Origin of the sequence: Clostridium cuniculi, from assembly GCF_004353185.1 — a bacterium.
GTDB lineage: Bacteria > Bacillota > Clostridia > Clostridiales > Clostridiaceae > Clostridium > Clostridium cuniculi.
The window spans coordinates 1-13376 of the sequence record NZ_SMUS01000042.1; the positions used below are offsets into that span (position 1 = coordinate 1).

At 26.5% G+C, this 13376-nt stretch carries 16 protein-coding genes; 11 read left to right on the forward strand and 5 right to left on the reverse strand.

Annotated features, from left to right (window positions below):
- Window positions 1–182 precede the first annotated feature (182 nt).
- Both EJJ37_RS16635 and EJJ37_RS16640 read right to left on the reverse strand, forming a co-directional pair.
- Window positions 183–1061 (reverse strand): transposase-like zinc-binding domain-containing protein, encoded by an 879-nt coding sequence (locus EJJ37_RS16635; protein WP_420808549.1) that lies wholly within the window; start codon window positions 1059–1061, stop codon window positions 183–185.
- A 215-nt stretch (window positions 1062–1276) separates the two neighbouring features.
- The gene (locus EJJ37_RS16640; RefSeq protein WP_133016613.1) at window positions 1277–2263 is read right to left on the reverse strand and encodes a substrate-binding domain-containing protein; all 987 of its coding nucleotides are present in this window, start codon (window positions 2261–2263) and stop codon (window positions 1277–1279) included.
- A 177-nt stretch (window positions 2264–2440) separates the two neighbouring features.
- On the opposite strand from EJJ37_RS16640, the gene modA reads away from it, so the two are divergent.
- The 4 genes from modA (at window position 2441) to EJJ37_RS16660 (ending at window position 5735) form a co-directional block, all read left to right on the forward strand.
- Window positions 2441–3250, forward strand: a complete 810-nt coding sequence (gene modA, locus EJJ37_RS16645) for a molybdate ABC transporter substrate-binding protein (RefSeq protein ID WP_133016614.1) — start codon at window positions 2441–2443, stop codon at window positions 3248–3250.
- Between the two features lie 23 nt (window positions 3251–3273).
- Window positions 3274–3951, forward strand: coding sequence for a molybdate ABC transporter permease subunit (modB, locus tag EJJ37_RS16650; protein WP_133016615.1), 678 nt, complete (start codon window positions 3274–3276; stop codon window positions 3949–3951).
- 2 nt (window positions 3952–3953) lie between these two features.
- Complete coding sequence (locus EJJ37_RS16655) at window positions 3954–5006, forward strand: sulfate/molybdate ABC transporter ATP-binding protein (RefSeq protein WP_133016616.1); 1053 nt, start codon at window positions 3954–3956, stop codon at window positions 5004–5006.
- A 102-nt stretch (window positions 5007–5108) separates the two neighbouring features.
- Window positions 5109–5735, forward strand: a complete 627-nt coding sequence (locus EJJ37_RS16660; RefSeq protein WP_133016617.1) for a copper homeostasis protein CutC — start codon at window positions 5109–5111, stop codon at window positions 5733–5735.
- 55 nt (window positions 5736–5790) lie between these two features.
- Here EJJ37_RS16660 and EJJ37_RS16665 read toward each other — a convergent pair whose 3' ends face one another.
- Complete coding sequence (locus tag EJJ37_RS16665) at window positions 5791–6210, reverse strand: GNAT family N-acetyltransferase (protein WP_133016618.1); 420 nt, start codon at window positions 6208–6210, stop codon at window positions 5791–5793.
- A 156-nt stretch (window positions 6211–6366) separates the two neighbouring features.
- Here EJJ37_RS16665 and EJJ37_RS16670 point away from each other — a divergent pair, with 156 nt between their 5' ends.
- The 7 genes from EJJ37_RS16670 to EJJ37_RS16700 all read left to right on the forward strand — a co-directional run bounded on the left by EJJ37_RS16670 (window position 6367) and on the right by EJJ37_RS16700 (window position 12292).
- Window positions 6367–6774: a UDP-N-acetylglucosamine pyrophosphorylase gene (locus EJJ37_RS16670; RefSeq protein ID WP_133016619.1), complete on the forward strand. Its 408-nt coding sequence runs from the start codon at window positions 6367–6369 to the stop codon at window positions 6772–6774.
- Window positions 6775–6883: 109 nt separating this feature from the next.
- Window positions 6884–7894 (forward strand): dipeptidase, encoded by a 1011-nt coding sequence (locus EJJ37_RS16675; protein ID WP_133016620.1) that lies wholly within the window; start codon window positions 6884–6886, stop codon window positions 7892–7894.
- Window positions 7895–7932: 38 nt separating this feature from the next.
- A complete protein-coding gene (locus EJJ37_RS16680) occupies window positions 7933–8895 on the forward strand; it encodes a patatin-like phospholipase family protein (protein WP_243124912.1) in 963 nt (320 codons plus the stop codon).
- Between the two features lie 99 nt (window positions 8896–8994).
- Complete coding sequence (locus EJJ37_RS16685) at window positions 8995–9606, forward strand: hypothetical protein (RefSeq protein ID WP_133016621.1); 612 nt, start codon at window positions 8995–8997, stop codon at window positions 9604–9606.
- Between the two features lie 36 nt (window positions 9607–9642).
- Window positions 9643–10392 carry a tRNA pseudouridine(38-40) synthase TruA gene (gene truA, locus EJJ37_RS16690; RefSeq protein ID WP_133016622.1) on the forward strand — a complete coding sequence of 250 codons (750 nt, stop codon included), beginning with the start codon at window positions 9643–9645 and terminating at the stop codon, window positions 10390–10392.
- 111 nt (window positions 10393–10503) lie between these two features.
- Window positions 10504–11283: a PHP-associated domain-containing protein gene (locus EJJ37_RS16695; RefSeq protein ID WP_133016623.1), complete on the forward strand. Its 780-nt coding sequence runs from the start codon at window positions 10504–10506 to the stop codon at window positions 11281–11283.
- A 130-nt stretch (window positions 11284–11413) separates the two neighbouring features.
- Entirely contained in the window at window positions 11414–12292 is an 879-nt protein-coding gene (locus EJJ37_RS16700) for a tetratricopeptide repeat protein (RefSeq protein ID WP_133016624.1), read from the forward strand.
- Window positions 12293–12345: 53 nt separating this feature from the next.
- Here EJJ37_RS16700 and EJJ37_RS16705 read toward each other — a convergent pair whose 3' ends face one another.
- Entirely contained in the window at window positions 12346–12657 is a 312-nt protein-coding gene (locus tag EJJ37_RS16705; protein ID WP_133016625.1) for a DUF1540 domain-containing protein, read from the reverse strand.
- A 33-nt stretch (window positions 12658–12690) separates the two neighbouring features.
- Window positions 12691–13233 (reverse strand): NADH peroxidase, encoded by a 543-nt coding sequence (locus tag EJJ37_RS16710; protein WP_133016626.1) that lies wholly within the window; start codon window positions 13231–13233, stop codon window positions 12691–12693.
- Between the last annotated feature and the right edge of the window lie 143 nt (window positions 13234–13376).

The following is a 13376-nucleotide window of genomic DNA, read 5'->3' on the forward strand; positions in this document are numbered from 1 at the left end:
TTATATTTAAGTAATATAATAATTAGTGATTTTAATTAATTAAAATTTTATATATAATAAATTTAAATATAATAAATAAACTATAATTCATATTTGAATAATAGCCAAGTTAGCAATAGATATTTTATTATTATACTATTGCCATTAATATATTTTAAGGTAATTAAATTTATATAGAATTGCTAAATAGGTAGTGTTTTTGATTTTATATTTTCCCAAGATATATATGTAGTTATCTTAGGGTTTAAATAAATTTTTGTTTTCATTGTTTTACTTGATAGCATAGTTTTCTTTAGTTCAAAATTATTTTTATATTCAAACAACCTCCAATATAAATAATGATCTAAATATTTACTGGCAACGCCTCGAAATTTAGAAAGCCATTTTTGAGTATTAATAGAATATTGTATATCAATATTATTTTTATATTTTTCTTCAAGTGATACTTTATTTATTTCGTTAAATGCTTTAGCGAAAGTTTTGAGTCTTCCGTCAATTAAACCAACCACATAGGCGCTTTTATTTAAGCGTGGAACAAGATTATCTCTGATTTCATAAAAACCAAAAAAGTTTCTTGCTGCAATAATTGGCAATATGTCAATAGAGTCATTAATTGCATTTATAATTGTAATTTTATCTCGCTTATTATCAGTAATATTTCTAGAACCCTTAAAATTTTCATTCACAACCATTTTAGTTAATTCTACATATGAAGATATATTTTCAACATAATATTTGTTTTTTAAATCAAATAAAAATCTATGTCTCCAAAAGAAGGCTGTTACGACTGTAATATTTAATTTTCTTGCACATTCTCTAATTGTAAGTCCTTTATTTAAAAGAGCTAAGTACTCTTGATAATTTTCTTTGAATTTTTTAGAGTATCGAAATTGATTATAAATTTCATTAGTAAAGGTTCTTCCACACATAGAATCCTTACATTTATATCTTTGAATATTTTTGTACATTCCGTATTTAATAATAGTTTTACTTTCACAGTAGGGGCATTTATTTATAATAGTAGACTTACAATTATGATATTCTATTAAATCATTAGATATTTTTTATTAGAATTATTATTAATTAAGGTTTTATAAAAATTAATCATATTATCACCAGTTATAATTATTAACAATATGAAATAATTCTAAACTTAAAAAGTATTATATAGTTTTATTTAAAATTAACATATATATGATTAAGGTAAATAAAAAAATACTATATTTAAGTTTGAGATTAACTAAATATAGTACTTCTTTTTATATTTGTAATTGAGTTAAGTTGTAGATATTATTTTTCCAAGATCCTTAAGATCATATCCACCTATTCCTTGTAATTCATTCTTAAATTTTTCAGAAGATAAAATAGAAATTATATTTTGGTAAATTGGATTATTTAAATCACTTTTCTTTATAATTAAATCATATCGTTCTGTTTGAAGTGGTATGAAATCTATAGTTTCAACTTGCATAGAAGCCTTTTTATTACCAAGACCAACATTTGCATCCCCACGCCCAACAGTACTTGCAACGGCTAAATGAGAATTTTCTTCATCATAATAACCATTTATAGAATTTGGATCAATATTAAGTAATCTAAGTTTTTCATCTAATAAAACTCTTACACCGCTTCCTTTTTCTCTATTAATAAATTTAATATTCTTATTAGTTAAATCTTCAAATGATTTTATATTTAAAGGATTCCCTTTTTCAACATAAAAGCCTTGTAATCTATAAGCTAAATTTATAAGTACACAAGGTGTACCAGGAACTAATCTTTTAACATAATCAGTATTATATTCATCCCTATCACCATCCCAAAGATGACAAGAAGCTATAGAAACCTTGTTGTTATATAAATCATATAAACCAGTATAACTTCCCTTGTAAGAGCGAAGAACAGTATAATCAGGTAATATTTCTTCTATATATCTTGCTAAAATATCTAATAAAATATCCTGCCCTGAAATAATTATTTCTGAATTAGATTGATTATTTAGTGAAATATTATTACTAAGGGTATAGATAGTATTTTCGACTTTGTTATTTGGTGGTGTAGTATTTGTATTACGGTTAATAGATGATTTCAAATTAGATTTTTGGTTATTAATGTAGTCTTCTACATCATGCATATCTATTCTTATTTTTTTTCCAATTTTATAACTTGGTAATTCACCACGTTTAATCAGTTCATAAACTGTGTTTTTAGTTATTTTAAGTAATTCTGAAACTTCTAATGGTGTTAAAGAAGATTTTAAATCCATCTTATCCCTCCTTAATTGTTAAGATAATTTTAACATTAAAAGAAAAGTAATTCTACATTTGAATTAAATAGATTGATATAATTAAGATAATATGATAATATTAAATTATTCAAAACGTAACAAAACATGATAAAACATAACAAAACGTAATTTAAATAGGTGATGGGAGAGAGTAAAATGTTAAAAAAGACAAAGATAATATCAATGTTATTATGTTGTAGCTTATTATTAGTAGGCTGTGGTAAAGGGAGCAATGGAAATGGTACTACTACGGGGGATAATGAAGAAAAAGCTCCAGTAGAGTTAAATATTTCAGCTGCAGCAAGTTTAAAGGAAGTAATGGCTGATTTAGAAACAGAATATAAGAAGAGTAATGAAAATGTAACTTTAGTTGTAAATTATGGCTCATCAGGATCTCTTCAACAACAAATAGAGCAAGGAGCACCTTGTGATTTATTTATATCAGCTGGGCAAAAGCAAATGAATACTTTAAAAGAAGAAGGATTATTAATTGATGATACTACTAAAGATTTAGTTGAAAACTCTTTAGTGCTTGTGGCAGCTAATGGAGTTGAAATTAATAGTTTTGATGATTTAAAGAGTGATAAAGTTACTCATATAGCTGTAGGTGAACCAGAAAGTGTACCAGCAGGTAAATATGCAGACGAAGTTTTAACAAACACAGGAATAAAAGATAGTATTAGTGATAAATTAGTTTTTGCTAAAGATGTTAAAGAAGTTTTAGCATGGGTTGCATCTGGAAATGCAGATGTAGGTTTTGTATACTTAAGTGATGCATTAAGTAGTGATAGTGTATCTATTGTAGAAAATGTTGATGAAGTAAATAATCATTCAGCAATTACTTATCCAGTATCAGTTATAAAAGATTCAACTAATGTTGACGAAGCAAAGAAATTTGAAGATTTCTTATTTACAGATGCAGCACAAAAAATATTTGAAAAGTATGGATATAAATCAGTAGAGTAATAAAGAAGGCAAGGTTATAAGTTATGGATTTTTCACCTTTATGGATATCTCTTAAAACAGCATTTCTTGCAACCATTATAACTTCTATAATAGGAATATTTATATCTTATAAAATGGCTAATTATAAAGGAAGAGGTAGAGGGTTTATAGATGGAATCTTCACTCTTCCTCTAATATTACCACCTACTGTTATAGGATTTTTCTTATTACTTATTTGTGGAAAGAATGGATTTGTAGGAAAAATTTTTATGAGTTTTAATAAAAATATTATTTTTAGTTGGAGTGCAACAGTTATAGCAGCTACAGTAGTTGCATTTCCAATGATGTATAGAACTTGTCGTTCTGCATTTGAACAAATAGATAAAAACATGATTTCAGCAGCCAGAACTTTAGGATTAAGTGAAACTAAGATATTTTTTAAAATTGCAATTCCACTTGCATGGCCAGGAATAATTGGTGGACTAGTATTAAGTTTTGCAAGAGCATTAGGGGAATTTGGAGCAACATTAATGATAGCTGGAAATATACCAGGTAGAACACAAACTATGCCAGTTGCAATATTCTTTGCAGTTGAAAGTGGAGATATGAATAAGGCTATGCTTTGGGTTTTAATCATAGTTGCAATATCATTTATAATGATATTTTTATTAAACTATTGGTGTGATACACAGCAAAAGTTAATAGGAAATAGGGGGAGATAGTTATGAGTTTACATATTGATATTACTAAGAATTTATCTTCCTTTAATTTAGATGTTTCTATGGAAAGTAAAGGTGGTATTATAGGCTTTTTAGGTGCATCAGGCTCAGGAAAAAGTATGACACTTAAATGTATAGCAGGTCTTGAAAAGCCATCAAAAGGAAAAATAGTTATTAATGATAAAGTACTTTTTGATTCAGAAGAAAAGGTTAATGTTAAAACTAGGGATAGAAAAGTTGGATTCTTATTTCAAAACTATGCATTATTTCCGCATATGACTATAAAGGATAATATAGAAATAGGATTAGATAAAATTAGTAAAGAGGAAAAAAGCAAATTATCAGCTAATTATATTAAAAAATTTGGATTAGAAGGTCTTGAAAGTAGATATCCTTGGCAGTTATCAGGAGGACAACAACAAAGAGTTGCATTAGCAAGAGCACTTATTACTTCACCAGATATACTACTTCTTGATGAACCCTTCTCTGCATTAGATAACCACTTAAGAGCAAGTATGGAAAGAGAGCTTGTAGAGATTTTAAAGGATTATGAAGGGACAGTAGTTTTTGTAACTCATGATATAGCAGAGGCTTATAGAGTATGCGATAAAATAATAGTATTTGATGGTGGAAAAGCGAAGGATATAAGAGATAAAAATAAATTATTTGAAGCTCCACAATCATTGGCAGAAGCAAAACTTACAGGTTGCAAAAATATATCAAAGGCTAAAAAGTTAGATAATAATTTTATTTTTGCAGAAGGATGGAATTTAAAGCTTAAATGTTTAGAAGAGGTTAAAGATAATATAAACTACATAGCCATAAGATCTCATAATATTAAGTTATGCAAAAATGAAGAGGAAGAAAATGTTTTTGAAGTATTAATAGAAAATATTGTGGAAAATCCATTTGATTATACTTTATATATTAGGAGTATTGATTCAAATAAATCAGATTTAATAAATTTTACTATTTCAAAGGAAGAAATGGTATTTGATATTAAGGAAAAAATAAAGGTTAAATTTGAGCCACAATATTTATTTACTTTTAAAAGTTAATAAATTATTATAAAAATCGTGTTAATTATTTTAACATGATTTTTTTGTATTGTTATTTATTTTAATGATATAATTAAGTTAAAAGAACGATGGAGGAGATTTATGGGGATGTTACTAGAAGCATGTGTTGGAGCCTATGAAGAGGCTAAAAAAGCAGAAGAAAAAGGAGCAGACAGAATAGAGCTTTGTGATAATTTAAGTGAAGGTGGGACAACACCTTCTTATGGAACAATATATTTAGCAAAGAAAAATCTTAATATACCAATAGCAGTAATAATAAGACCAAGAGGTGGAGATTTCGTTTATTCAAATGATGAATTTGAAATAATGAAAAGAGATATAATGCTTTGTAAAGAGTTAGGAGTTGAAACTGTAGTACTTGGTATATTAAATAGAGATAATACTATTGACATTGATAGAACAAGAGAGTTAGTTAATTTAGCAAAAGGCTTAAAGGTTACATTTCATATGGCTTTTGATGAAATTGATAATAAAATTGAAGCATTAGATCAGCTTATTTCAATGGGTATCCATAGAGTACTAACTAAAGGGTGTAAGAGCTGTGCTGAAGAAGGAAAGTTGGTATTAAAAGAGCTTGTTGAAAAAAGTGAAGGAAAAATAACTATTTTAGTTGGTGGAAAAGTGACTTATGAAAATTATAAGGAGCTTTCAGATTTTATAGGATGCAAAGAAGTACATGGAAGTAAAATAGTAGGTAGTTTAAAATAATTAATATTATAAACCCTCAGCAAAGTTGTTGAGGGTTTAATTTGAAGTAAAATATTTATAAAGCTTTTTTAAAGAATATTTCTCCAACACCATCATCATTAATTCCACATAACATACCACATTCAATAAATCCCATTTTTAAATGCCATTTTTGAGGATTAACTGCATCTGTCATTGTAGAACTTAGAAGAGTGGATTGTCCATTTTCTTTTAAGTATTGCTCTAAGAATGTTAACATTGATTTTCCAACACCAGAAGATCTAAATTCTTTTCTTATGACTATATAGCTTATAAATGGAAGATGAGTCCAAATATATTCAATCTTTAAGCAACCAATAACCTCATTATTAACTTCTGCAACAATAACTTCATTCATAGAAATTTTATTTTTAATTTTATCAATATTTTTATGTAAGTCTAATTCAACGCAAGACTCTAAATCATTGATATTTGCAAACCTAATTTTAAAATTCATATCAAATACCTACCTTTTTCTATAAATATTACCACTAAATAATTATAGAATATATTATACTTTTTTAAAAGGAGAATTAAGAAGAAATGGGTTGCAAAAATATAGTAATTGTGTAGTATAATAGATATATAAAATTTTAGAAAAGGAATAATTATTATGGTACATGAATTAACAGTATATAAATTAGGAAAATTATTAAGTGAACTTTCTAGTGAGTATAACGTAAGTTTATTAGTAAAAAGAAAGTTAAGTGGAGGATTTATTACAGTTACAGGAAAAGTAGATGTAGATTATATTCCAACTGATAAAAAAACTTTAAAAGGTAATAATATCATTGGCTTAAAAGTTAAGAATGATAGTGGACAAATGGATTTAAAAATTACAGGAATTAAAGATACTTTATTTAAAGTAGAAGTTGCACCTACTAAGTTTAAAGAAATTAATATTGGTGGATTATCAATAGATAAAATTCAAGAAAGCAAAGAGGAATGTAAGGTAAAAGTTGATGAAGATTTAATTTTTACAGTTCCAGCACCTAGCGAAGTGGTAGAAAAATTAATATAGTATCTTAGAGATAGGAAGATTCCAGTGGCAAGCATAGGTTTGCCACTTTTTTCATATGAAGTTATATATGATATAATTAAGTAAGAAAGAATTTCGGAGGGAAATAGGAATGAAAGTTGCAGATATGCATTGTGATACTATTGGAGAAATTTATGAAAATAGACTTTTAGGTAATTACTACAATTTAAAAGAAAATAATTTTCATGTTGATATAAGTAAACTAATTACAGGAGAATATATACTACAAAATTTTGCAATGTTTATAGATATAAAAAAGCATAAAAATCCCTATAAAACATTACAAGAAATGATAGCAGTTTACTATGAGGAATTAGAAGCTAATAGAGAAATTATTAATCCTGTGTATTCATATGAGGATATAATTAGGTGTGAAAAAGAAAATAAAATAGCTGCATTATTAACTATAGAAGATGCAGGAGCACTTGAAGGATCATTAGAAAATTTAAAAACAGTATATGAGCAAGGGGTTAGGCTTATAACATTGACATGGAATTATATAAATGGTGTTGGATTTCCTAACTTTAAATTAAGTGTAGATACAAGTGGTAATACTACTGAAAAACCAAATTTTACAATACCAAATACAGAATTTGGACTTACTCCATTTGGAATTGAATTAGTAAGAGAAATGGAGAGGTTAGGAATTATAGTAGATGTTTCACATTTATCTGATGCTGGATTTTATGATGTTTTAAAGTATAGTAAAAAACCATTTGTAGCAAGTCATAGCAATGCAAGAACTGTAACAAATGTTGTTAGAAATTTAACTGATGATATGATAAAGAAGTTAGCGGATAAAGGTGGAGTGACTGGAATTAATTTTTGTTCAGACTTTGTTAAACCTACACCACATATAGGTTCAACATTTACTTATGTAGAGGATCTAGTGAAACATATTAAGCATATTAAAAATGTTGGTGGAATAGATGTACTTGCTTTAGGAACAGATTTTGATGGAATAAAAAGTACATTAGAAATTGAAGATGCTTCAAAAATTAAATTATTAGAGCAAGGGCTATTAAAAAATGGATTCACTTATGATGAAGTAGAAAAAATATTCTATAAGAATATAATGAGGCTATATAAGGAATTATTATAATAAATAATTTTTAATAGGATAAGGGATGATGAGATTAAGTGATAGATATTGAAAAATTATTTAATTTAAATATTGGATTAGTTTTAGCTGGTGGTGGAGCTAAAGGAGCATATGAAGCTGGAGTCTTTAAGGCACTTTGGGAATTAGATATTATAAGAAGAGTTACTGTTGTTTCAGGTACATCAATAGGTACAATAAATGGCCTTATGCTTTCTATGAATGATGGAAAAGTTATGGATGAAAGTTGGTCTAATATTTCTTATTCTAGATTTATTAATAATGAAAATAAAATAAGAGATATCAATATTAAAAATCTAATTAAAAGAGATGCGAATGTAGATAAAGAAAAAAAGTTGGCAGATATATTTAAAAGAAATGATATTGGATTGTTATCACAAAGTGGAATTAAAAGTTTTATTGAAGATTATGTTGATTTTAGTGTAATTAGGGAAAGCAAAAAAACACTTTATGCTTGTGCTTATAATGTTGATTTAGAAAAACCTGAATATTTTAAGCTTAATGATTATGATGATAAAAAAGCTTTAGATATTTGTATAGCATCTTGTGCAGTACCGTTTTTATTTAAACCAATTATAATAAATGATTATAAGTATGCAGATGGAGGGATAAATAATCCACAGTATAGAAGTCAAAATGCTGATAATGTACCTATTTCACCATTAAAAGAGCATGACTGTGATATTATAATAGTTGTACATTTATCTTATAAACAACCAATAAATAGAGAAGGTTTTGAGGGGAAACATATAATAGAGATATATCCTTCAACTCAATTAGAATTAATAGGTGGAATTGGAACAGTAAATATAAGACCAAGTGTATTAAATCAACATATTGAGTTAGGATATAGAGATGCATTAGCAGTACTTGCACCTATGGTTATAGATATGATAAAAGGAAAATCAATAGAAAAATTAATAAAAAAGCATGAAGAATATAATGAAGATTTATTAAATAGAAGTAGACATTTATTAATTTAAACTTTAATATGAATTTAAATATTGATATGATAATCTAATAAAGTATCATATCAATATTTATTAATAAAAGAAAATAAAATTTAAGGCAGGATACAAAGGATGGAAGAAAATAATTTAAACTTAAAAGAACTTACAGGAAAAGAAATTTTGGATAAATTATTGGGAAATGATTTAAATTCTAAAAAGAACATATTAGAAGCTATAGAAATAATAAAACCATTAGCTAAAGAGGGATTGGAAAGTGATAAAACTCAAGAAATATATACTATAATTTATAAGAGTATAGAAGAAATGAATAAAGTAGTAAAAGCTAATACTATTATGTATTTAAAAAATCAGCTAAAATCTGGTCTTGGAAAATATGTTGAAAATAAAGATCCTAAAGAAATAAATTATTTCTTAGAATTTTTTAAAGAAGCTTATCCACCTAATAATAGAAGAGTTGGATATACAAGAGTAATAAATGATTTCAGTAAAATAACATACGAACAAATTTGGGAAACATTAACCTTTATAAATAGAATTGTTATTAAAACTAAAAGAAGATTAGGTGAAGAAGAAAAAGAGGATATTATTAAAAATATAAATAATTTGCTTATGAGTGGAAAGATTGAATATATAAATCAAGTTAAAAGCTTGGAGAAATTATTAAATGTACTTAATGTAAAAGTTGTTAATTACAAAGAAGGTTTTAAACTTAAGAAAAGATAAACTAATGTGTAAAATTAAAGAAAAGAGAGATAGTGTATGAGAAATATAAGAATGACCATTCAATATGATGGTTCAAGATATAAGGGATGGCAAAAGCAAAATATAAAGGGAACTAGCGTATCAACTATACAAGATAAAATCGAAAAAGTATTATCTAAAATGACTGGTGAAGAGATTCAAGTAATTGGTTGTGGTAGAACTGATACTGGAGTTCATGCAGATAAATATATAGCAAATTTTAAGACTACTAGTGAAAAAAAGCTACCAGAGATATCTAAATATTTACATGAGTTTTTACCAGAAGATATATCTGTAACATCATTAAAAGAAGTTAGTGAAAGATTTCATTCAAGATTAAATGTAATATCAAAAACTTATGTATATACTATTGATAATAATAGATTTGCTAATGTATTTTTGAAAAAATATGCTTATCATGTTGAGGGGCAGTTAAACATAGAAAAGATGAGAGAAGCAAGTAAATACTTAATAGGAACTCATGATTTTAAAAGCTTTAGTGGAGTAAAAGATAAATCTAAGAAATCAACAGTAAGAACAATAAATTACATAAATATTACGGAAGAAGATAATATTATAAAAATTGAATATAACGGAAATGGATTCTTATTAAATATGGTTAGAATTTTAAGTGGAACTTTAATAAAGGTAGCAAAAGGAGAAATTGAACCTATAAAAGTAAAGGAATTATTAAAAGAAAAAAGTAGAAGTGAACTAGCTGAAAAGGCACCAGCCAAAGGACTTTGTATGAAAGAAGTAAAATATTAAAAATTTTTTTACCAATTAACATAAAAGATATAATCTTAATATACTAATAAATATAGGGTAGTTAGATTACCTTCAGCAATATTTGTAATAAATTAAGGGTGTGGAAAATAGATGAATATGGATTTTCATGTCCATGGCTTATTAAGTAAAAGAAAAGATTTTAATAAAGAGTTTTTTATGAATGAAATACATTTTGCAAAAAGTAATGGTCTAAATGGAATTATTTTATGTGAACACTTCAATGCAAAGGATTTTCTTGTTATTTATGATTTTTTAGAAAATAATTTTATTTATGAAGGAGATAGATATATTGTAGAAGGTATATCAGTATTTCCTGCAATGGAAGTTAGTATTAAAAATAAAGGTCATGTAATTTTAGCTGGTGACAGACATAGTATTATTGATATTTATGAGCTATTAAAAGAATTTAGAGAAAAGGATAATTTAATAGAATTAGAAGATTTATTAGATCAAGCAGATATATTTAATCTATTAAAGATTGGGGCACACCCATGTAGAAGAGGCCATAAATTATGTAATCAGCCACATGACTTATTAAAGAGACTAGATGCTTTAGACTTAAATGGAAAGGATATATTTAAAAAGGGTGAAAGTATTGCTAGAGATGAATTAATAAATTTATCTCAAGAATTAGGACTTAATATTATTACAGGTAGTGATAGTCATACCCCTATTCAACTTGGAGGAATATATACTAGATTAAATAAGGAGTGTTCAACTATAAAAGAATTGAAGGATTGTATAATAAAAGGAGATTATACAATAGAAATAAATTCTGCACTAAACTTTAAAATATTTTCTTCTAAAATATTAAAACGTTATTTATTAAAATCTCAAACATACGATAAAAATACAGAGTTTAAAATTTAAATTATACATTTAAATTTGGAGCTATCTTTTGAAGCTCCAAATTTTAATTTTATAATTAATACATAGAAGTTAATAATATGAATTTATGGCAAGAATAATAATAAAGTATTTTAGATAAGGAAGATAAAAAATGGAGAACATAGAAGAAGTATTTAATGAAATATTAATGTATGATGTTCAAGAAGCATTGAAATATAGCAGTGATGGATTTAAAAAAAGTGGAAATCCAGAATATTTATTATATACAGCTCATTGCTATTTAGTTCAAGGTTTTTTTGAAGATGCAATTGCAGCTGTAGACTTAGCTTTTGAGTTAGGTTGTGACTATATTGTATATGGATATAACGTAAAGGGAGAAGCTTTACTTAGTCTAGGTCTTTATGTAGAAAGTAGAAGATGTTTTGAGAGAGTACTAAAAGAAGAAGAGGAGCAATATTTAGCAAATACTTTTCTAATTGAACTAGATATAAGAGAGGGGTTATATGAAGATGCTATAAATAGATGTGTTGATTACATGGAAAACTATGAATGTGATAATAAGATATTATCTGATTTGAAATGTATTATTGGATGGACATATTTAGTAGATTTAAATAATCTAGAAATAGCTAGGGAAGCATTTATGGAATCTATAGAAGCAAATAAGGAATGTTCAAGATCTTATACTGGGTTAGGAGTATATGAAGCTAATCACAAAAGGTTTAATGAAGCAATTGAATATTTCAATAAGGCAATAGAGATAAATGAAAATGATGGAGAAAATTATTTTGGAATAGCAATTTGTAATAAGGAACTTAATAATTTTGATGTAGTAGAAGAATATTTAGTTAAAGCAAATTCATTAGAACCAGAAGATAATAGAATAATAGAAGAATATGCTTTTGAACTGCTGAGGCAAGGAAGAAACAAAGATGCAATTGAGTATTTTAAAGAGGTTTTAAGAGAAAATCCTAGTAATATAGAAATTAAGAATCTAATTTTAGAATTAGAAAAAAGTAATGAATTTTAATGTACATATAAATGGCAAATAGATTAGAAATTTAATCTATTTGCCATAAAATTTTATTTTTCAAAACTTTCGCAACAAGTTTCAGTGTATAGGTTGGCACCAGATCCTGATACATTTATGGATGAAAGATTACAATTACAGTTTTCATTATGTATGCATTCTGTTGCTTTACATATTAAACAATCACAACAACCAGCGCTATTAGTGTTATTTGTTAAATCGCTATAGTGTTTCTTATCTAAAAATGACCCACAGCAAGTATCATTATCAGTAGATGATGAACTAGCTATATCAACACGATTAGAATAACATACACCAGATTTATTATGAGAACAATTATTTACGGCACAATTAATTTTTTGCATTTATAAATCTCCCTTCGATAATAAATTTAGTAATTAACTAAAATATCTGTCTAATAATCCTTTAAATGCTCTTCCATGTCTTGCTTCATCTTTGCACATTTCATGAACTGTATCATGAATAGCATCTAAATTATGTTGTTTAGCTAATGCTGCAAGTTTTTTCTTTCCATCGCATGCACCAAATTCAGCTTCAACTCTTGCAGTTAAGTTAGCTTTACTACTTGCAGTAACTACTTCGCCTAAAATTTCAGCAAATTTACTAGCATGATCAGCTTCTTCATATGCAATTCTTTTATATGCTTCTGCTATTTCTGGATATCCTTCACGATCAGCTACACGAGACATAGCTAAGTACATACCAACTTCAGTACATTCACCATTAAAGTTAGCTCTTAAACCTTCAATAATTTCTGGGTCTATACCTTCACAGATACCAACTCTATGCTCATCAGCCCATTGTAGCTCTCCACTCATTTCTTCAAATTTGCCAGCAGGTGCTTTACATATTGGACAGACCTCTGGAGGAGTATCTCCTTCATGGACATATCCACAAACTGTACAAATAAATTTCTTCAATTAAAAAAACCTCCTTTATATTACATTCCAAATAAACATCTCTATTATTATTTCTCTCTTAAAATTTAATATGCATTTGTAAAATATAGAAATTTTAGTTGACTTTTAGATTAAAAATATATAAGATTGTAGGATATACTAGG